The organism is Geoalkalibacter ferrihydriticus DSM 17813 (genome assembly GCF_000820505.1).
GTDB classification, from domain to species: Bacteria; Desulfobacterota; Desulfuromonadia; order Desulfuromonadales; family Geoalkalibacteraceae; genus Geoalkalibacter; species Geoalkalibacter ferrihydriticus.
The window spans coordinates 1-19,660 of sequence record NZ_JWJD01000001.1; the positions used below are offsets into that span (position 1 = coordinate 1).

Sequence of the window (19,660 nt, forward strand, 5' to 3'; positions counted from 1 at the left end):
AGTGGTCTGTTGCCATCGTACCGAAGGGATGCCGGGGGTGGTCAATTTTGGGTAATCACAGGGCCCCTTAACTGGTCAAATTTAGATTATCAAAACCAAAATCCTTGTCTACAGTAATCCGCCAGGTTTTCGGGTTCGTTTTAAGAATGTCCTTTCCCCTTTAATGGAGACTGGCAAGGCAGTTTTCCTTTAACTGGGGTATGCACTTGCCTCCACCTATCACAAAATGTTGTGGGGCGGAGCAACCGAAAAGCCTCCAGTCCCCGCCCGAGAGTCCCGGTGGGAACCCCGGAAAGCGGGGGAGGCGGAGGACGAAAACCGGGGCGAAACTTGGGCGGTCCCCCGGTACCCGGTACAATACCCTCCCGGCAACTACTCACGTCGCCAATTCCTCATTACCTCGCACTCACCGCGCCAACTGCACAATCTGATTCAGCCGTGCGCAGCATTCGACAAACAGCTTGTCGTCAAGACGCTTGAGAGAGTGCGGTGCGCCGTTGCGGGCGCTGGGCGAGGATATCTACCAGGTCGGCGACTTCGTCTTCCACTTCTGTCGCTGGCAGATCGACGGCATCATGGTGGACATCATGCCTACAGATAAGCGTATACTTGGTTTCAACAACAGATGGTACTTGTCGGCTATGCGCCATGCGGTCCGGACCAGGCGCGGAAGCGGGGTGACGATTCGCACTGTTATGGCCCCATTCTTTCTTATCGCCCTTTGCAAAGCTAATTCTAGTTTTGCAATTTTTCCCGGAATTAACCCGCGCTGTGACCCCTTCCTTTTTTGCTCGGGAAAGAAGATATGGGGCGAGATACTGCGGAGACTTTCATCGAACTTTCATCAAATCAACCAGTATGACCCGGTATGAGGCAGATTTTTGCGGACAAGACTCATAGAGAGGGTCACGGATAAATTATTGTAATTATTGGGTTTTATCGAAAAATGCTGAGTCCTTAGTAGGTTGGGTCGTTAAATTTGATTCCCGCCACCTCCACCAGTTGATAGTCGGATACACTCCGACAAAGTGCAAAAGGCCCTGGAAAAACAAAGCCTTTTCCTTTTTGGTTGTCCGGATCGGTCTCCTCCGATCTGCCCAAATCCGTTGTTTTCGCGTCGAGGACATTCTCGCCCTGATCGAGGACACCTTCGAGGCGAAGGGCTCCGAGGCTGAGCAATCGGTGAAGAACTGAGGAGACCGCGGTCAAACCGGCAGGTTGCCGCTCTCCCGGTGGAGTTTTCTCGGCCGCTGCCACTTCCCTGGCGACCGCCACGCCTTGCCGTGTTTTTATGCTTTGGTTTATAGTGCCGAAAACCCAAAGCGCAAGGTTTGCGAGATCAGGATGTTTATTCAATGTTTGATTCCGGCCCCGCCGTTCAGCCCGGTGCTCCACCACTGAGCGCTTCGCAGCTGCCTGCGTACTGCGTTGTCCTTGATCTTGAAACCACCGGCACCAGCCCCACGCATAACCGCATCATCGAGGTCGGTCTGTGCGAGATCGAAAACGGCCAGGTGGTGGAGGAGTGGTCGAGCCTGGTCAACCCGCAGGTGCCCATCTCGCCCTTCATCGCCCAGTACACCGGCATCAGCAATGAGCTGGTGGCCGATGCCCCGCTGTTTGATGAGATTGGAGAAGATCTCTACAACCGTCTGCGCGGCAAGGTGCTCATCGCCCACAACGCGCGCTTTGACTACGGCTTTCTCAAAAACGAGTTCGCCCGCCTGGGCTTTGACTACCAGGAGAAAACCCTCTGCACCCTCAAGCTCTCGCGCCGCCTGTATCCCGAGCATCGGCGCCACGGCCTTGATGCCCTCATCGAGCGCCATGGCCTGAGCAGCCAGGCGCGCCACCGCGCGCTCGGCGATGTGCGCATGACCTGGGAGTTTGTCTGCAAGGCGCTTGCTGAACACCAGCCCGAGACGGTCGCGCCCGTTCTTGCCAAAATACTCGGCCGCCCGAGCCTGCCGCCCAACCTGCCGCCTGAGGAGATCGAGGCCCTGCCCAGCGCTCCCGGGGTCTATCTGTTCTTCGGCGAAAACGACACCGCGCTCTACGTTGGCAAAAGCGTGGATCTGCGCACCCGGGTCCTCTCGCATTTTTCCGGCGATCACCGGCGGCACAAGGACATGCGCCTCTCCCAGCAGATCCATCGCCTGGAGTTTATCGAGACCGCAGGCGAGCTGGGTGCCTTGCTACTTGAGGCGCGACTGGTCAAGGAGCTCTCGCCCGTGCATAACCGCCGCCTGCGCCGCACGCGCGAACTGCACATACTGCGCCTCGCGCCCGATCCCTCTCAAGGCACTATTGAAATCCTCTCCCTCACGCATGTGGCACCAAAGGATCTGGCGCACATCCACGGATTGTTTCGCAGCCCGCGCGAAGCCCAGAAAGCTTTGCGAGAGATCGCCTCGGAACACAATCTGTGTCTCAAAGTCATGGGCCTGGAAAAGGGCAGGGGCGCCTGCTTTGCCTATCAGCTCAAGAAATGCCGTGGCGCCTGCCTCGGTGAAGAGCCGCCCGCGCTGCACCGGGCGCGCCTGCAGATGGCGCTCTCGGCGCTGAAACTGCGCACCTGGCCGTTTGCCGGAACGGTCGGCTTTCGGGAAAGATCTGCCACCGGACGCACCGCCGTGCACGTCTTTGATCAGTGGTGCCACCTGGGCACCGCTCAGGATGAGACCGAACTTGCCGATATCCTTGAATGCAGCAGCGAGCCGCTTGGCTTTGATCTCGATGGCTACAAGATCCTCTGCCGCTATCTGGAGAAAAAGCACGGCAAGCTTGACGTCGTGCCCCTGGCTGGAAAGACCGCGGCAAAATTGATTGCCGAGGATGAAACCGCGATCCGACTCGAGACCGATGGATTATGTAGCTGCTGATGATCTACACCGAACATTTTGCGTATCAGCATACATTCATTCTTGAACATTCTTGCCGCGAATGCGGATTCCCAGCATACCGAGAAAAATTGCAACTTACACTTTGATACGGCCGCCGCATAAGACAGCTTTGTCGCATATGACGACTGATCATTACAGATTTTTCTCCAACCTTTCCGTTGAATTCCAAATTTACTAACTATTATCAATACGTTGCACAAGAACAATCTGCTGTTTTTTCTGGCATGCTAGTTGCCATATACCTATACAACAGCCTGTGCTGGAGTAATTTGATAGTAGACAACAGAAAGGTTGAGGAAGGAGTAAATCGTTACCTATTCCAGGTAGCTGGTTACTTGCAACAAAAACATCTAAAGGAGAAATGTATGAAAAGACTAACTTTTTTTACAGTGGTTTTGTTTGCGTTCGGACTTTACATGGTCCCTGCGACTTTCGCAACTGGTGCTGCTACCGACAGCAAGGATAAGCAATCCGGCCAGAGTGAATATCAAAAGGATCAGCCGGATCAGTCCAGGTCCCTAGGGGCCCAACAGGGTCTGAGTTCACCGACCCAGCAGGAACGACAGACTTTCCCCGGTCAACTGCACGAGCAGGACCATCGGACTCAACCGGGTCAACCAGGTCAACAGGCACAGCAGACTCAAAAATTTCAGCAGCAGAATCTTATGCTGGTCGATAATCTGATCGGCACGGAAGTTCAGAACCAGCAGGGCGAAAATATCGGTGAGATCGACAGCGTTCTGGTGGATACCAACAGTGGTCGGATTGGTTTTGTGACCTTGAAGAGCGGCGGCGTCCTTGGTATGGGTGAGGATAAGTACATTGTACCATTCAATGCGCTGCAGAAAAAAATGCCCGTAGGTACGGAAGCTCGGACTGGTATTAGTCAACAACGTCAGGTCGTATTCACCCTCGATAAGCAAAAAGAACAATTGAAAGCGGTTCCTGAAGGTGATATCGAAGAGTTTTTAACGCAAGAGAGTCAGGTCAGGGGAATCAATGAGCATTATGGCGTATCCCCCTATTGGGAACAAGATCAGACCCAGCAACAACGCCAAGGCGATACCCAGCGTCCAGGACAAGAAAAAAAACAAATGATGGATATGAAGGATAAGCAGAGAAAATAGCAGGATTAATGATTTTCAGCTTGTCACCATTAACTCACATTAAACCGATAGTAGCCAGCACATAGCCAGATTACATGCAAGCCGACCGGGAGTCCTCAACGCCCGATCGGCTTTTTTTATTCGACCTTAAACCCCTGATCGAGGCCTTTTAGGGGGCGGAGAAATGTTTGCAGAAGGGACGCGCATCTTTCCGCCCCGAAAGGCACAACCGAAAAAACTAATATTTTCACAGCAGGAAGAGCTGCGGACCATGTGCGCCGTCGGTGGCTATCACCCTCTTAGAAAAAACGAAGGCCATTTTCAGGTTTTTCCTGACGCAAAATCAGGGTTTTCCTGATGGTAAACGTCAAAAAGATTTGTTGCATTTAACTATTCGGTTTTTGCTTTCTTCTCTTTCCTCTTGGAAGATCAGCACCGCCAACCTTTGTTGTGGGGGATCATGTCCACCGGCATCTGGCCGCTTTCACAACCCAGACCCACGGATTCCCACGCTGAACAGCGTGTCCATGACGTCCTCAAGCGTCAGCTGCCATCCGGTTGGCGTGCATGGCATTCCCTGCGCATCCGTGCGAAGCAAGACGTCGTCGATATTGAGTTCCAGTTTATCCCTTGAGGTTGGTTTTTTTCGCGGTTCAGTGACGCCGATATCGTCTTTTGGGGAGATGAGAATGTTATTCCCGGAATAGGTCAAATTGGTGTTTGGCCCTGAGGCAGAATGCGTCGGCGAAGGCGCGGCGGCTGGTTATCAGGGTGACCGGCCGATATCTCCCATTTTGCCCTCGAAAATCGAGATATAAGCGCTTTATTGCAGGGTATTTTAAGTGGTTAGGTCGTAATTTCAGCAATTTAATTTGGTCCGACCCCGACGCTAACCAGGTGCATGTTCCTCACTTCATCCAAACACAATTTTTTCCAGCCTCTTTAGCGTCATAAAGACTACGGTCAGCGGCTTTGATCAGGTCTTCAATGCTTTTCATTTCAATCTGCCGAACGGCCACACCGATACTGACACTGCCTTGCCAGAAACCTTCGCCGGCGGGAACCTGCAAGGCGGCGATGTGCCTGTGCAGCATTTCCGCTAGATACAGCGCCCCAGCGGCGTCGGTTGCCGGGCAAATCACCATGAATTCATCTCCGCCGAGGCGGCAGACGGTGTCGTCGGTTCGTACCTCATGGGTCATTTCCCGCGCCAGGACACGCAACACTTCATCGCCGGCATCGTGGCCGTAGTGATCATTGATCTGCTTGAAGTTATCGGCATCAATCATCATACAGGCCAGCTGTTGGCCGTCTGTTGTGGGCTCTTGCCAGAGTAGCCGGAGTATCTCCATGGCCCGGCGACGATTGACCAGCCCGGTCAGGGAATCAGTAGACGCCAGGTTTTCAAGATGGGTGTTGGCTATTTCGAGTTCACGGGTGCGTTGCCTGACTTTTTCTTCGAGGGACTGGTTCAGCTCGGTCAGTTGCTGATTGCGCTGTGAGACCTGCTCAAGCAGGTTTTTCAGCGAGCGCAGCAAAAGCGCTGTTCTTTTATCACCGTGGCGGCCTTCTTGCTCATAGGCCGCTTGCGGACATGTGCCGGTATCGATTGCCTGAAGCTGTCTGGCCATCGACATATCGGTTCCCATGATGTGGTAAATCAACCAGTTAAGAAGAAAGTCGAACAGGTTACTGCCATCCTCTTGATGGGTAGAATGGTTACTCTGGTAAAGACGACCGACTTCGGTGATAAAGTTTTGATGCATACGGGTGTGCGGGTTAACATGACGGGAGTCGATATTGAACTGAACCATCAGCCGCTCTTCTTCTTCAAAGTGATAACGGGTGTAATCAACCAGTTCATGATAGATGCTGATGACATCAGCCTCATTGAGGTGGTTGTTAGCAAGTGTCTCGCCGAAGGAGTTGATCAGGTTCAATAGGTGCTGGTGTTGTCGATCCGATTCTTTAAGACCGGTATCAAACAGCTTATTCCATCCAAAAATCGCTCCCATAATTACTCCCGTTCGATGACTGTCTGGTTGTTTTAACCGGTCTGTAAATCCATCCGGTTACGCATCCTGATAATTATAATCAACAGCCTTCCAGCTCTTCCCCTGCTGCAACAGAGCGATAAGGTCCGATCGGCAGGGGCTTACTGAACAGATACCCCTGCGTCACATCACATTTGTTGACAACAAGAAAATCCAGTTGCGCATGTGTTTCCACCCCTTCGGCAATCGCCGGCAATTTAAGGTTGTAGGCGATATCAATAATGCTAGACACAACGGCGGTGCGGGTGTTTGATGTTGCGATGTCGAGAATAAAACTCTGATCCATTTTAAGACGGTCGACCTGGAAGTCGCTTAAATTTTTCAGACTCGAATAGCCGGTACCAAAGTCATCCAAGCTCAACGAAACCCCCATTTTTATCAGCGCAATAAGCTATAGCTTTGCCACTTAAGGATAGATTGCCAAACACGGTTATAGCAACAAGTAAATTATTATAAAATAATTGGCAACTTCTTATTATGCTCATTAAAATCCTTCGAACTCATAGCCTTCTATTCAGCACCCGCGAGTCACTCAAAGACCCCTACCGCTTCGATTGGTGAAGGGCTACAGCGTCAAATTGCTCATTCTATGCCTGGTGTCTTCCGATCTGGCGGCGGCGGAAATCGGGGAGAGTACTGAAAGATGCCTTCGCGAAGGGTGGAGCAGTTGCGTATTTACCAGACTCATCCGCAAGGTTGGGAAAAGCGCGCGCCGGATGAATTTTGGGCCGCTTATCAGAAATTGCAGGCAAGCAAGGTACGGGGTGCTGCAGGGAATCACATCCTGACCGATCTGGTGTTGCTGGTGCGTTTCGCCATGCAGCAGAACAATGAACTGGCGCCGTTCCTGGAGAAGGTTCAGGTTAACTTCCGCGCCTGGGTCGAGCAGCATCAAGCGAGCGGCAAAAGTTTTACCGCTGAACAGCGCAAATGGCTGGAGATGATTCGCGATCATATCGCCGCTAATTTGTTGATCGAGACGGATGATTTTGATTATGCGCCCTTTGCGCAGGCGGGTGGGATAGGGAAGGTTTGGCGGTCTCTATATTTGAGGCCTGCCTGATTCAGAGCTTTCTTCCAAGCATTTTTCCGAAGGGGCTCTCCATTGAAGTGGGCTCCTTTCTTGTTTCGCCTCAGCCGGAAGTGGAGAATTGGCCCTATTGACACCACCGCAGTTGCCGTCACCCGGCGACGGGCTGGTTATCGCACCCCAGATGCAAGATCCCACCGCTCCCGGTGGTCCAACGGCAGAGGTTGCCCGGATTGACTTCAGCGGCAACAGCGTCTTTAATACTGCACAGCTTGAGCAGGTTGTTGAGCCGTTGCTGAATCAATCCTACGACCTGGCGGGCATGCGCGATATCGCCTGGCAGATCACCCGCTACTATCAGAGCAACGGTTACCCCTTTGCCCGTGCTTTTTTGCCCGCCCAGACCTTGAGCGACGGCGCCTTGCGGATTGAGGTTGTCGAAGGACGCTATGGTCAAATTGTCACCCAGGGAGATGACAAGCTGGCCGCTAGTGCCCAGCGCCACCTTGGTAGCCTTAAGCCTGGGGACGTCATTGCCTCTGCCCCTTTAGAGCGCGCCACCCTGATTCTCGATGATCTGCCCGGCTTGCGCACCGCCCCTTTGATCCGACCCGGTCAGGAGCTTGGCAGCGGCGATCTGCTGGTGGCGGTCGAAGCCGATCAGCGCTATAGCGGTGATATCGCCGTGGATAATCATGGCAACCGCTACACCGGCGCATACCGCACCCGCTTGGGACTCAACATCAACCCCCTGCTGCTGGTCGGCGATCAATTACAACTGCGCGCGATGGTCACCAGCGAAACCCTGTTGTTTGGCTCCGCTACCTACAGCGTTCCCCTCGGCTATTCGGGACTGCGTGGCCAGGTGGGTTACGCCCATACCGACTACGAGCTCTGCAAGGAATATTCCTCCCTCGACAGTACCGGCAAGGCCCACATCACCAGCGCCGGTTTGAGTTATCCGCTGGTCCGCTCCCAGCGCAGTAACCTGACCTTGAGCGCCATCTATCAGCATAAACGCCTGACCGATGAAAGCCTCTCCGATCGCACCCGCCGTACCAGCGACAGTGTTCCCGTCAGTCTGTTGTTTGATCATCGTGACGGCCTCTTCGGTGCCGGCATCACCTACGGCAGCCTGACCTGGACCCCGGGACGGGTTAAATTCAACAATAATGTCACAGACCGCCCCGAGGGCACCTTCCACAAAATCACCCTTGATGTTGCCCGCTTGCAGCAGATCACCAGCAACCTGACCCTGTTTGCCCGCATCAGCGGCCAGAAGAGCGACAGCAACCTTGATTCATCGGAAGACTTCGGTGTCGGTGGGGTCTATGGGGTCAGAGCCTACCCCAGTGGCGAAGGCTACGGCGATCAGGGGGTTCTTGCCCAGATCGAACTACGCTACCGCATCAAGCAGCTCAGCCCCTATCTGTTCTATGACATCGGTCATGTCCGCATCAACAAGTTCGCTGACAGTGCCGACAATCATCGCCGTATTGACGGCGCAGGGATGGGTGTGCGCGCCAACTACAAAAATTTCACCACCGACATCGCCGTCGCCTGGGGTACCCGAGGTGGTGAGCCGCTGTCCGACAGCAAAGATCGTGACCCGCGAGTTTGGGCGACCTTGGGGTATAGCTTCTGACCTTAGAATGGCAGCATCAGGGCCGCGATGGCTGCAGTCATGCTGGTGGCCAGGGTTCCGGCGAGGAGTGATTTCAAGCCGAGGCTGACAATCTCGTGCCGACGCTCCGGGGCCATTGCGCCCATGCCACTGCGCGTGTGGGTATCAGGCAGAAGTGCGCCGAAGGTGCTCTCCTCAATTTCCGGAACCATGATCTTGGCGATCACCACCGAAGCCGGGGCGCTGATCAGCGATGCGGTCAGAATATGGCCCATGATATCCGGCAGAACCGGGCCGTAGCGTTCTCAAGCGCCAGTACTAATTTGTTCAGCATGAGAAACAGGCTCTGAAACAATTGCACATGAAACAGCAGGATGGCCAACAGCAGTTGCAACGCCAATCCAACAATGACTAACTTCACTGGAAAGCGGCGGCGCTGTTCACTGATCAACCAGGACAAGAGAATGAAGATGCCAAGGCCGAGAATAGGTTGAATGAGCATTTATGTGTCTCCGATTCAAAGACAGTTTCACGGAACCCTGTGTCTTTCACCGAAGGGCTGTCACAGAATACCGAATCGTTTAAGGCGACTTTCATATCAGGATTCAGACACAAAGCGGTCACTCCATAAAGTATTCAGCCGTCGTCTTGACCGACTTAATCCCAACCGAGATGGTCGAGCCATCGACCTTTCTACCGTGCAGGACAAACTCACTTAAGCCAACAGGATTGCTGCTCGGTCGTAGGTATAGCCAAGCCGGGTCCAGGGGTAGTGAAAATCATGTTCTCCTCACTTTTATATCCCCTCGTCATCCTCATGATCAGTTCCGCATGCTGCGGATAGCGATCGCAGAGATGCCCTGCTTGCGCCATCTCAAAATCGGCAAAAACGAATCCTGGGGCAACAGTGCATCCGACCAGTGCGAACCCTTCAGGCGCCAGCTCTGCCCCGAACCAGCAACCTGCCGGTACGACCACCTGGAACTGTTCCCCCGCCGCCGGGTTTGTTCCCAGGCGCAGCTCCTGATAACTGCCATCCGGCCACAGACAATGGATCTGCAGCGCTGAGCCGGCGTAAAAGTGCCACACTTCATCGGATTTGATGCGGTGCAGAACCGATATGTCACCGGACTCCAGCAGATAATAGATGGCAGTGGAGAAAGGCCGATCGCCTCCAAAACGCTCAGGCAAAGCACGGGTGGGCACCGTCTCGCTGGAGCGATAAGTCTCCCGGAACCAGCCCCCTTCCGGATGCCGGACAAGCTCCAGCCGCTTGATTAACTCCTGAACAGTGGCAGTGCACATGATCTAATTTCCTTCGATTGATGAATATTCATATCGCTTCAAGAATCCGATATCACCGGCTCTTGTATCGATTATTCCAGCTGGATGCCCACCAGCCGCCAATCGACTCCATACGAGGACACGCTCGTCCAGTACGCAATTTTGTCGACATCAGCGCCGCTAATGTCATCCCTTTTGAAGCGGTAAACACCGTCACCCTGCGGAGTAGCAGCTATCTTTTGCGCCAGCTCGACAAATTCGGTATAGGGCTGAAATATTTCTGAAGTGAAGATGTTAAGGCCAATCTGCGCCGGGTCGCTGTCGTAAAGGGTTCGTCCCTCCAGATCCATCACCGAGATAGCCAACTGTGTCCCCTTTACCAGAGGTTGAATGATCTCTCTCAGAAATCTTTCCGGCTTAAACAGGACGCTCAACGCACCGATAAACCGACCCTCAGCATTGACAACCGGATATTGCGCAACAACCGCGTCATCCCCCTCCACCGCACGAAAAACACCACTTAGTACCGGTTTATTAAGACTCAGCATCTGTTTGACCTGTTCCTGCGCTGAAATATCGGTACCTTCAACATGACGGTATGCGGCAGGCTCGATCATTTTCAGCACTCCGTGTGTATCGATGGTGGCGCAATTAACGGCATAGCTGACCTCCTGACAGAGCGCCGTTAAAATTTCCCTGGCATCATCACCGGTCAAACCAACTTCTCCGAGTTTTTCTGCTGCGGTGTTGATGCCAGAGTCAAGCCGCTCAAAGGCGGCTGTTACCTGCTGCTCGGCAATTGCCAGCTTGTCCGGCTGCGTTGCCGCCTGTGCGGTAGAGACAACAAACAGAAAACTAAAAATCACCAGACACAGTTTTTTCATAAAAACACTCCTCATGATATGTTGCCGACTCAAAGGGTGGGGGGTATTGCCGGGACGTCACGGCCCGACAGAGACCGGGGTCCAGCTGAGCTGCAACCTCGTTGATGACCTGCAGTTTTAGACTGCAGAGCAGATCATGTTCTGTCTTGGTCAACGAATAGCCGTGCTGCATACACGCCTTTTCCAGTGACTTTTTGGCCAAACGTCGGAATCGCTCGTCGGTCAACAGTCTTCCTAATACGCGTTCGACAGCATCCTGTGGCATGTCTCCCTTCTGCAGAAGATATCTGTCTGGATTTGGATAATCGTGTCCGGAAAACAACAACCGTTCACTTGTTTAGCGAAATCCGTGCCAAAAATTTTATCAAGTATTTTCAGGGATTAACTAAATATTGCGAAACGCACTTGTCCCTTGGGGGACAGGCTGTCCCCCAAGGGACAAGTGGTGGGATAGAAAAGGACAGGATCAATAAAACAGCTTGCGGGAGGCCTTCAGCAAACGGGCAGCAGAAGATTTATTGTTGTTACTCTGATTAAGGGCCCACTCTATGACCTGGCGGTTGACCGCAGCGAGTGAGAATTCTTCAGGGGAGAAGGTGAAATTAAGAGAAATACGCCCATGGTCCAACTCTTTATTGTTCCCTTGCTCCTGCTTTTGCAGTCGCAGGTGTTTTGGTTGAATCAGGTCGCCATTGGAGATGATGGCGGCGTATTCCAGCAGGTTTCGCAATTCACGGATATTGCCGGGCCAGTCGTAGGCGAGGAGTTGATCAAGGGCTGCCTGTGAAAGACCAGGCTGTTTCTTGCCCTGGTGCTGTCGGAAAATATTCAGAAAAAATTCCGCCAGATGGGGAATGTCTTCGCGTCGCTCACGCAAGGGGGGGATCGTGATAGGAAAGACGTTCAGGCGATGGTACAGATCGCGGCGGAAGCTCCCCTCAAGGCAGCATTGATCAAGGCTGCGGTGGGTAGCGACAATGACCCTGAAATCGGCAGCTACCTGGGTATCGGAGCCCACTTTTTCATAGATCCGTTCTTCCAGCAAACGCAGCAGCTTGGGCTGCAGCGACAGGGGCATATCACCGATTTCATCGAGGAACAGGGTGCCGCCTTGCGCCCGACAGCATTTGCCGCCACGGTCACGGTCTGCGCCGGTAAAGGCTCCTTTGACATGGCCGAACAGTTCACTTTCAAGCAGGGTTTCCGGGATGGCAGCGCAGTTGACGGCAACAAAGCTGGTTAGGTTATGCCCGCCGGCGACGTGAATGGCTCGTGCCAGCACCTCTTTCCCCACGCCACTTTCACCATAGATGGCAATGGTGGTGCGAGCAGAAGCAGCAACCTGCTGGGCCACGGCGAGGGTTTCCCCCATGACCGATGAATCTGAGCTGATGTTCTGGAAGCTGTACTGCTCCCGCTCGCAATTCACCATGCGCTCGTAGTTAACGCGCAGCTGTGCATGATCGAGCAGGCGCTTTACGACAATCAACAGCTCTTCCCAGTTCAGTGGTTTCAGCAGATAATCATCCGCCCCTTCTTTCATCGCAGCTACGGCACTGTCGACGCTGCCGTGAGCGGTAATCAGAACAAATGGCAATTGCGGATAACGCGCGCGGATCTGATACAGCAGCTCAAGTCCGTCCATCTCCGGCATGACCATATCGGACAGCACCAGGTCAAAGGGGGACCGTTCCACTGCCGCCAAGGCTTCGGTTCCACTGGCCACACAGGTCACCTGGTAGCCGCCATCATCCAGGTACCCCTTGACCATGAAGCGGAAGCTCTGGGTATCGTCAACCACCAGTATGCGTGCACCAAGGCTCATACGGTTTTCTCCTGCAGTGATTTAAGGTCGCCAGCAACGATGGCAGGAAGTTGCTCCACCATCGTGCGTAATTCTTCAACGGTTGCCGTGGACGCATGGTCATGAAGCCAGGCCGCCAATTCAACCGGAGCCCGGTATGCCAGATGTCCATACAACCCTTTCAAGGTATGCGCTACGCGGCCCAATTCGTGACGGTCACCTCGTTCGAGGGCGGCGCGCAGGCAGCGCAGTTGCGTGTCAATATCTGTCAGCAACAAATGCTGATAATTGTGAATACGCTCGGGGTTGTTGTTAAGACCGGTCAGGGCCTGTGCTGTCAACTGGAACGTCTGGTTTGAAGAGATATTATTGACTCCTTCAGCCTGCATCCCGATGGCTTGCGCCAATTGTTCCGGGATCACCGGTTTTGGCAACACGGCACTGATGCCTGCAGCATAGCAGGCCTCGCGGGTGGCTTTATCGGTATCGGCGGTGATGGCGATGATCGGCACCGCAGCGTCTGAGCGCTTTTGCTCCTGCAACCGTATTCTGCGGGCCACCTCGATACCATCGATGCCCGGCATGCGGATATCCAACAGAATCAGATCAAAAGGCTGCTGCGCCGCCAATGCCAGCGCTTGTTGACCATCTTCAGTCAGTGAGACCCGATGTCCCCATGAGGTCAGGATGTCACCCAGTAGTTGCCGGTTAAAGCTGTTATCCTCGACCACCATCATGGACGATGGGGGAAGAGTTATCGGGGCGGCAAAACGCTCTTCGGGCAAGGGATCTGCTTCCTGAAGGGGTAAGTCGACCACAAAACAACTGCCGGCCCCTTCCGTACTCTTAACCGTAATCGTCCCCTTCATTAATTCCACCAGGCTGTTGACAATCGCCAACCCCAGACCGGTGCCGCCAAATTTACGCGAAATGCTTGGATCAAGCTGATGAAACGGGCTGAAGATATTCGCCAAAAAGGATTCAGGGATACCGATGCCGGTGTCCTGCACCTCAAAGCGGATAAACTGATCCGTGCCCTGGTCATGGCGGCTGATGGTGTAGGAGACTTCTCCGCTTGCAGTAAATTTCAGGGCATTGGCAAGCAGATTGGTCAGGATCTGGCGCAGACGGATCGGATCACCCAGAATCCAGCTTGGGATGCTGTCGTCTATAGTGACCCGAAAGGCCAACATCTTCTGCGTTGCCAGGTGATGGTACTGGTCTTCAAGGCTGGCGATCAGCTGACGCAGATTGATAGGCATCGCCTCAAGCTCCAATCGCCCGGCATCGGTCTTGCTGATATCCAGGATGTCATTGACCAGATCCATCAGGGCACGGGAGGATTGTTCCAGGATCGACAGGTACTGATTGATTTTGGCAGGATCTGTTGCTTTGCTCGCCAGGGTGCTGAAGCCTACCAGGGCATTGAGCGGTGTGCGGATCTCATGACTAATGGTAGCGAGAAATTGACTCTTGGCTTTACTCGCTTCTTCAGCCGCAGCCCTGGCCCGGCGGGTCTCATCCTCTGCCCGCTTGCGCTCGGTGATTTCCCTGGTGATCCCATGAAAGCCAATGGTTTTACCGTTTGCGTCACGCTCAGCGGAGTAGCGAATTTCTGCCCACAGCCAGCTGCCATCCTTGCAGCGATGTTCCGCCTCAAAGGTTATGATGTCCGTTTGCATTCCGCGCTGTTCTGCCTCAAGACGCTGTTGCGCCATTTTTTTTACCGCCGCAATCCCTTCCTCGTTAAACATCTCAAACACATGGCGACCAATGATTTCGTCAGCTTTGTAGCCACGAAGCCGTTCATCCGCCGGACTGATATAGGTAAAGCGATACTCACTGTCCAGCCGCCATACTACATCAGAGGCGTTTTCAGTTAACAGGCGGTATTTTCTCTCGCTCTCATGCAGCGCTTCTGAAATCTGCCGCTGTTCGGCAATTGTTCTTTGTAGTTCATCACTGATGCGTTTGAGTTTGCTGTTTGCTTCGCAAAGTTCAGCTGATTGCTTTGCAAGCTGTGTTTCGAGTTGCCGGATGATCTGATGGTCGTTTGTTTCCATTAAGCGGTGCCTGCTTGTAAGATGTCGGTTAGCTTTGCGGTTCAGGCTCCGATACCCGAACGCTTATGGGTGTTATTGGGCCCAGTGGGTGATCCTTGGGGAATCGTGCTTCCGGAGTGATATAAGTGAACATGGCCTGCTGTTTTTTCTTCTTCGCACTTAACAGTGTCCCTTGAAATCGTCTTATCATGCGTGGAGCATATCAAACTCAAAGGGCCAATCCTAGTAATTTGAAAGTGTTGATAAAATGACATTTTCAACAGCCTGTTATAGGTTCCCCTGATCGCTGCCACATTGGCTGCACGGATATCGGCATGAACGCCTGCGGATTCCGGAGGGATCCGGCCACCGATTCCGCTGCAAACTGGACCGCCTGTTCCAGAGCAAACTGGACCAGTCATTCCGCTGTAAACTGGATCACTGATTCCAATCCAAACTGGGCCTCTGTCAGAACGTCGACGGAATTCGCCGCCTCAATCCTTTCGCTGGGGTCTGATCCCTCACTGGGCCAAGGATGCCGACAGCGCCCGCGAGTCACTCAAAGACCCCTACCGCTTCGATTGGTGAAGGACTACAGCGTCAAATTGCTCTTTCTATGTCTGGTGTCTTCCGATCTGGCGGCGGCGGAAATCGAGGAGAGTACTAAAAGATCTCTTCGCGAAGGCTTTCGTTTGAGGAGTCTGCCGCTTCTCGCCAATGTTGAAAAAGCGCTCAAGCGGGCGGCCAAAACGGCACAGCTCATTTTTGTGCCCTATTGACTCGTGCCTTGATAATGAATACTGTGGTGAGCATAAAGAATCTTGGTGATCACCATAGAAGTCAAAAGAGGTTGGTTATGTCTTCACGAAAACGAACTTACTCCCGCATAACCCGAGATGCAACAGAACTCTTGGGAAAACTCATCCGGCTCAGGAGAAAAGAGCGCAAAATGACAGAGAACGACTTAGCCGGCAGGGCAGGGATATCCAGAAGGACCTTGCAAAAAATCGAGCAAGGTGACCTGAAGGTAGAGGTTGGTCTGTTTTTCGAGGTGGCCACCTTGGTGGGGGTCAATCTGTTCGGCGACCACCCACCGGCGATTTCAATGCATCTCTCACAAATTAACGACAAACTTGCCCTGCTACCCCAAAGCGTTCGCACACCTGTGAAGGTTGATGATGAATTCTGAGTATTCCGAAGTATTTGTGTGGATTTGGCTTCCCGAAGAAACAATGCCGGTGGTGGCGGGAAAACTCACCTCCCTAGGCCGGGCATATAACTTCAACTACGGTAAAAGCTATCTGCAACGCGATAACGCAATTGCAATTTACGACGCCGAACTGCCCCTACGCCCGGGTCTAATCCCCCTGCTTACGGGCCTTAGTATTCCCGGCTGTTTGCGGGATGCGGCACCAGATGCTTGGGGGCGCCGTGTAATATTAAACAAGAGATTCGGGCACAAAGGGACTGGTGTTGATCCAGCAGCCCTCGGTGAACTCACGTATTTTATTGAGTCGGGGTCTGACCGCATCGGAGCTTTGGATTTTCAACTCTCGCCTACGCAGTACGAACCTAGACAACCCACTGGTGCATCACTTGAAGAACTTGCTGAGGCAACAGAACGAGTAGAAAAGGGCATACCGTTGACAGAGGAGCTTGCTCAAGCTCTGCAACATGGCACATCCATAGGAGGAGCGCGGCCCAAAGCCGTTGTTCAGAATGATACTCAGAAATTCATCGCTAAGTTTTCCGCCTCTTCCGACCTCTATTCCGTGGTCAAGGCAGAGTTCATTGCCATGCGCCTAGCTGCTATTGCGGGATTGAATGTGGCACCGGTTTCGTTGCAGAGCGTCGCTGGCAAGGATGTATTGCTTGTGGAGCGATTTGACCGGACGGCTACATATAAAGGATGGCAGCGCAAGAGTATTGTTTCGGCATTGACCATTTTGGAACTGGACGAAATGATGGCCCGCTATGCTAGCTACGAAATCCTAACTGAGCATATTAGAACTAAATTCAAGGATGCGCCCACGACACTTAGGGAGTTGTTTTCACGCCTCGTCTTCAACATCCTAGTTGGCAATACCGATGATCATGCCCGTAACCACGCAGCTTACTGGGACGGACAGATGCTATCGCTTACCCCCGCTTACGACGTTTGCCCACAATCTCGGCATGGGCAAATTGCCTCTCAGGCAATGCTGATCATAGGTAATGATCGATCAAGCAGGATTGGTACCTGTCTGGAAGCCGCGCATAATTTTCTGATCTCGGAAGAGGAAGCCATGCAGATTGTTGAGAATCAGATAGTCTGCATAGTGGAGAATTGGCCCATGGTCTGCGACGAGGCCTCTTTAAGTGAAGTAGATCGGAATCTTCTTTGGGGAAATCAGATTCTAAACCCATTCGTTTTCGATGGTTTAGAATCTGCCAACCTGCAGGACATTGCAAATACTACAAATCGTAAACAGTAGATCAAAGTTCAGTTGTCCTCGCTTCTAGCAGATCCAGCATCGAAAGCTCTGTTTGCCGCAAACCCTCATGCAAGGCGAACTCACGATCAATCTTTCCGAGTTCCGGCGCGAAGCCCGCCTTATGAAGTAGACGAGGGCTAAGCAAAGAAAAAAGCTATCAGCTAGGGGAGTGCTTGGTATAACTCAAAATTTTGAAGGAGGGATCGCAGCGGCTTACCCCGGATTCTTCCATGACAAAGGAGGCGTTCAATAGCCCGAGCGCCTCCCTTGACCTATTTCTCGTCTCATATCAGCAAAACATTAATTGCCGAACATTATGGCATCAGCCGCTCATCAGTCTATCGGTTGTATGCGGAGAACCGATCGCAGGCTGTCTGAAAAATTGCGCATTACACGAAACGCCCGCGGGGTCGTTATCGCGGGCGTTTCGTATTCTATAGAGAGTGACATTTGAGTCTCAAGCTGTAAACTCTCTGAAAGCGAGGCTGCTAACACATGACGTCAGAGAATAGACCGAAAACCGAACAGAAATCCCAATGGGACAAGGTGTTCCTTGAGGAGATAGCCTTCTTCGGACAGGAGCCCGGTGACGTTGCGAAAAAATCCCTGGAACTATTCCGGCGCGAGGCGGTGCGCTCGGTGCTGGAGCTTGGCTGCGGGACACAGCCGGTTGCGTGCAGGGCTGTGCATCGATCATGCGGGACGTGACGGGGCAGTGGAAAAAGGAAAAAGAACTGCGCAAGCGCCTGGCCGCCTGCAAAGAAGCGAGCGGAGCCCCTGCCTAGTCGCGCGCGATTGGAAAAATTGGTCCGTTAGGGCGAGGAAAAATTATGGCGAGGAAAAAGGTTGCCATCGTGGGCATGGGATTTGGGGGGATTCGTGCGGCACGTATTCTGGCAGGCCATGGACTCGATGTCACTCTCGTGGACCGGAACAATTATCACTTGTTCCAGCCGCTGCTCTACCAGGTGGCAACCGCCGGTCTCGAACAGGAATCCATCGCTTATCCCATACGTGCCATGGCTCGACACTGGCCAGATACCCGTTTCCTTCTGGCCGAGGTCACTGCCATCGATATCGACGCTCGCCGAATACGGACGGTCACTGGAGACATATCGTACGACTATCTGGTTGTCGGAGCCGGAAGCATAACAAATTTCTTCGGTCTGCAATCCGTTGAACGCCACGCTTTCGATCTCAAGGAACTGGCACATGCGGAAGAGTTGCGCAACCATATCCTGACCGCCTTTGAACGGGCGGTCAGGGAGCCGGACCCTGCCAGAAAACGTGCTCTGATGACTTTCGTAATCGTCGGGGGGGGACCGACCGGCGTCGAATTCGCCGGGGCCCTTATCGAGTTGGTCCATTTCGTTCTCGCTAAGGATTACCCGGAACTCAGTACACAGGCGGCCAGAGTGGTGCTAGTGGAGGCCAACGATCAGCTATTGGCAGCCATGCCTGAAAAACAGCGCCTGTATACACTTAAGAAGCTGCGCAGCATGTCGGTGGAGGTCCTACTCAACGCGAGCGTGGTCGACGCTAGCCAGGAGCGGGTGACTCTCGCGGACGGGGCGGTCATCCCGGCCCACACCCTGTTCTGGTCGGCGGGCGTCAAGGCGGCCCCGATAGCCGCTCATCTGGGGACCTCTCGAAAACACGGAGGGCGCGTTCCCGTCGAACCGGATCTCTCCCTGCCAGGTCATCCGGAGGTTTTTGTCATCGGCGATATGGCTTATCTGGAACAGGACGGCTCTGCTCTCCCCATGACAGCTCCTGTCGCCATGCAGATGGGAATCTACGCGGGGAAAGCGATTCTGGCCAGAGAAGATAGACAGTCTCTGCGGCCTTTCCATTATCGAGATAAAGGGAGTATGGCCACGATTGGCCGCAGCGCTGCCGTCGCCAGCGCTTTCGGCATGCAATTTCGAGGTCATTTGGCCTGGCTGGTCTGGTTGCTGTTGCATCTTTATTACCTGATTGGTTTTCGCAATCGTACTGTCGTCATGCTCAACTGGATCTGGTATTACTGGTTCCATGAACGTCAGGTTCGGCTGATTACCCGGCGGCGATCCTCTCCGTAAAAGCCCTTGTCCCACACACGAGACGGTGGCTTGCTCGAAGGCCCGCATATTTTGTTGAAAAACCAGGTTGCAAAGCCCGCACCGCCGACCGCACCGCCTGCCGCCATATTTTCGAGCGCCAGACGGGCAAGGTGTATCTCTATCGATGCAATGGGGTGCGAAAGTTGAGCCATTAATATATATAATCGTAGATTAAATGAGGATGGCTTCGTTATGAAAATTAAGATAATTCTTTCAGATGACCCTAAAAGCATGCGTGAGTGTCCTGACAATTTTGTGTGATTCTGTACTGTATTTCTGTACTGTATTCCTGACAGACAGAAATGGATGAAAATGTTATTTGAATGCAAAAAGGGGACGCGATGCAAAGCAGG

General features: G+C 53.2%; 18 protein-coding genes and 1 pseudogene. 9 read left to right on the forward strand and 10 right to left on the reverse strand.

Annotated elements, in window-relative coordinates; genetic code table 11:
* Positions 1 to 957 precede the first annotated feature (957 nt).
* Entirely contained in the window at positions 958 to 1,356 is a 399-nt protein-coding gene (locus tag GFER_RS00010; protein ID WP_040094936.1) for a hypothetical protein, read from the reverse strand.
* Here GFER_RS00010 and GFER_RS00015 point away from each other — a divergent pair.
* Both GFER_RS00015 and GFER_RS00020 read left to right on the forward strand, forming a co-directional pair.
* Entirely contained in the window at positions 1,356 to 2,882 is a 1,527-nt protein-coding gene (locus GFER_RS00015) for a 3'-5' exonuclease family protein (RefSeq protein ID WP_074669553.1), read from the forward strand. The two genes, GFER_RS00010 and GFER_RS00015, sit on opposite strands and share 1 nt — an antisense overlap.
* Before the next feature lie 386 nt (positions 2,883 to 3,268).
* Positions 3,269 to 4,030 (forward strand): PRC-barrel domain-containing protein, encoded by a 762-nt coding sequence (locus GFER_RS00020; protein WP_040094939.1) that lies wholly within the window; start codon positions 3,269 to 3,271, stop codon positions 4,028 to 4,030.
* 887 nt (positions 4,031 to 4,917) lie between these two features.
* Here GFER_RS00020 and GFER_RS00025 read toward each other — a convergent pair.
* Both GFER_RS00025 and GFER_RS00030 read right to left on the reverse strand, forming a co-directional pair.
* Complete coding sequence (locus GFER_RS00025) at positions 4,918 to 6,024, reverse strand: GGDEF domain-containing protein (protein WP_040094941.1); 1,107 nt, start codon at positions 6,022 to 6,024, stop codon at positions 4,918 to 4,920.
* Between the two features lie 79 nt (positions 6,025 to 6,103).
* Complete coding sequence (locus GFER_RS00030; protein WP_074669552.1) at positions 6,104 to 6,436, reverse strand: EAL domain-containing protein; 333 nt, start codon at positions 6,434 to 6,436, stop codon at positions 6,104 to 6,106.
* A gap of 294 nt (positions 6,437 to 6,730) precedes the next feature.
* Between GFER_RS00030 and GFER_RS00035 the strand changes: the two genes are divergently transcribed.
* The gene (locus tag GFER_RS00035) at positions 6,731 to 7,126 is read left to right on the forward strand and encodes a type I restriction-modification enzyme R subunit C-terminal domain-containing protein (RefSeq protein WP_235263977.1); all 396 of its coding nucleotides are present in this window, start codon (positions 6,731 to 6,733) and stop codon (positions 7,124 to 7,126) included.
* An 88-nt stretch (positions 7,127 to 7,214) separates the two neighbouring features.
* Positions 7,215 to 8,738, forward strand: a complete 1,524-nt coding sequence (locus GFER_RS00040; RefSeq protein WP_152611410.1) for a ShlB/FhaC/HecB family hemolysin secretion/activation protein — start codon at positions 7,215 to 7,217, stop codon at positions 8,736 to 8,738.
* 2 nt (positions 8,739 to 8,740) lie between these two features.
* Here GFER_RS00040 and GFER_RS19270 read toward each other — a convergent pair whose 3' ends face one another.
* The 7 genes from GFER_RS19270 to GFER_RS00070 all read right to left on the reverse strand — a co-directional run bounded on the left by GFER_RS19270 (position 8,741) and on the right by GFER_RS00070 (position 14,752).
* A complete protein-coding gene (locus tag GFER_RS19270; RefSeq protein WP_040094948.1) occupies positions 8,741 to 8,992 on the reverse strand; it encodes a nucleoside transporter C-terminal domain-containing protein in 252 nt (83 codons plus the stop codon).
* Positions 8,977 to 9,219, reverse strand: a complete 243-nt coding sequence (locus GFER_RS19275) for a Na+ dependent nucleoside transporter N-terminal domain-containing protein (protein ID WP_040094950.1) — start codon at positions 9,217 to 9,219, stop codon at positions 8,977 to 8,979. Before GFER_RS19275 ends, GFER_RS19270 begins: the two co-directional genes overlap by 16 nt.
* Positions 9,220 to 9,428: 209 nt before the next feature.
* Entirely contained in the window at positions 9,429 to 10,022 is a 594-nt protein-coding gene (locus GFER_RS00055; protein WP_074669550.1) for a cupin domain-containing protein, read from the reverse strand.
* Between the two features lie 71 nt (positions 10,023 to 10,093).
* The gene (locus GFER_RS00060; protein ID WP_040094951.1) at positions 10,094 to 10,885 is read right to left on the reverse strand and encodes a cache domain-containing protein; all 792 of its coding nucleotides are present in this window, start codon (positions 10,883 to 10,885) and stop codon (positions 10,094 to 10,096) included.
* The gene (locus GFER_RS19630) at positions 10,857 to 11,150 is read right to left on the reverse strand and encodes an Os1348 family NHLP clan protein (RefSeq protein WP_412171492.1); all 294 of its coding nucleotides are present in this window, start codon (positions 11,148 to 11,150) and stop codon (positions 10,857 to 10,859) included. Before GFER_RS19630 ends, GFER_RS00060 begins: the two co-directional genes overlap by 29 nt.
* A gap of 201 nt (positions 11,151 to 11,351) precedes the next feature.
* Complete coding sequence (locus GFER_RS00065; protein ID WP_040094953.1) at positions 11,352 to 12,710, reverse strand: sigma-54-dependent transcriptional regulator; 1,359 nt, start codon at positions 12,708 to 12,710, stop codon at positions 11,352 to 11,354.
* The gene (locus GFER_RS00070; protein WP_040094955.1) at positions 12,707 to 14,752 is read right to left on the reverse strand and encodes an ATP-binding protein; all 2,046 of its coding nucleotides are present in this window, start codon (positions 14,750 to 14,752) and stop codon (positions 12,707 to 12,709) included. The genes GFER_RS00065 and GFER_RS00070 overlap by 4 nt, the downstream gene beginning before the upstream one ends.
* A 314-nt stretch (positions 14,753 to 15,066) precedes the next feature.
* On the opposite strand from GFER_RS00070, the gene GFER_RS18485 reads away from it, so the two are divergent.
* From GFER_RS18485 to GFER_RS00095, 5 genes and pseudogenes are all read left to right on the forward strand, one after another.
* Entirely contained in the window at positions 15,067 to 15,510 is a 444-nt protein-coding gene (locus tag GFER_RS18485) for a hypothetical protein (RefSeq protein WP_139172131.1), read from the forward strand.
* A gap of 77 nt (positions 15,511 to 15,587) precedes the next feature.
* Entirely contained in the window at positions 15,588 to 15,920 is a 333-nt protein-coding gene (locus GFER_RS00080) for a helix-turn-helix transcriptional regulator (protein ID WP_040094960.1), read from the forward strand.
* Positions 15,910 to 17,205, forward strand: a complete 1,296-nt coding sequence (locus tag GFER_RS00085; RefSeq protein WP_040094962.1) for a type II toxin-antitoxin system HipA family toxin — start codon at positions 15,910 to 15,912, stop codon at positions 17,203 to 17,205. The genes GFER_RS00080 and GFER_RS00085 overlap by 11 nt, the downstream gene beginning before the upstream one ends.
* Before the next feature lie 495 nt (positions 17,206 to 17,700).
* Positions 17,701 to 17,865, forward strand: a pseudogene (locus tag GFER_RS19635) (methyltransferase domain-containing selenoprotein MduS); the annotation flags it as partial.
* A gap of 170 nt (positions 17,866 to 18,035) precedes the next feature.
* On the forward strand, positions 18,036 to 19,286 hold the full coding sequence (locus GFER_RS00095) for an NAD(P)/FAD-dependent oxidoreductase (protein ID WP_040094966.1): 1,251 nt from the start codon (positions 18,036 to 18,038) through the stop codon (positions 19,284 to 19,286).
* Positions 19,287 to 19,660 lie beyond the last annotated feature (374 nt).

Coding starts and splice junctions, on each gene's coding strand:
- GFER_RS00015 (WP_074669553.1), top strand. CDS start 1,356: ATGTTTGATTCCGGCCCCGCCGTTCAGCCCGGTGCTCCACCACTGAGC.
- GFER_RS00020 (WP_040094939.1), top strand. CDS start 3,269: ATGAAAAGACTAACTTTTTTTACAGTGGTTTTGTTTGCGTTCGGACTT.
- GFER_RS00025 (WP_040094941.1), bottom strand. CDS start 6,024: ATGGGAGCGATTTTTGGATGGAATAAGCTGTTTGATACCGGTCTTAAA.
- GFER_RS00030 (WP_074669552.1), bottom strand. CDS start 6,436: ATGGGGGTTTCGTTGAGCTTGGATGACTTTGGTACCGGCTATTCGAGT.
- GFER_RS19270 (WP_040094948.1), bottom strand. CDS start 8,992: ATGGGCCATATTCTGACCGCATCGCTGATCAGCGCCCCGGCTTCGGTG.
- GFER_RS19275 (WP_040094950.1), bottom strand. CDS start 9,219: ATGCTCATTCAACCTATTCTCGGCCTTGGCATCTTCATTCTCTTGTCC.
- GFER_RS00055 (WP_074669550.1), bottom strand. CDS start 10,022: ATGTGCACTGCCACTGTTCAGGAGTTAATCAAGCGGCTGGAGCTTGTC.
- GFER_RS00060 (WP_040094951.1), bottom strand. CDS start 10,885: ATGAAAAAACTGTGTCTGGTGATTTTTAGTTTTCTGTTTGTTGTCTCT.
- GFER_RS19630 (WP_412171492.1), bottom strand. CDS start 11,150: ATGCCACAGGATGCTGTCGAACGCGTATTAGGAAGACTGTTGACCGAC.
- GFER_RS00065 (WP_040094953.1), bottom strand. CDS start 12,710: ATGAGCCTTGGTGCACGCATACTGGTGGTTGACGATACCCAGAGCTTC.
- GFER_RS00070 (WP_040094955.1), bottom strand. CDS start 14,752: ATGGAAACAAACGACCATCAGATCATCCGGCAACTCGAAACACAGCTT.
- GFER_RS18485 (WP_139172131.1), top strand. CDS start 15,067: ATGAACGCCTGCGGATTCCGGAGGGATCCGGCCACCGATTCCGCTGCA.
- GFER_RS00080 (WP_040094960.1), top strand. CDS start 15,588: ATGTCTTCACGAAAACGAACTTACTCCCGCATAACCCGAGATGCAACA.
- GFER_RS00085 (WP_040094962.1), top strand. CDS start 15,910: ATGAATTCTGAGTATTCCGAAGTATTTGTGTGGATTTGGCTTCCCGAA.
- GFER_RS00095 (WP_040094966.1), top strand. CDS start 18,036: ATGGCGAGGAAAAAGGTTGCCATCGTGGGCATGGGATTTGGGGGGATT.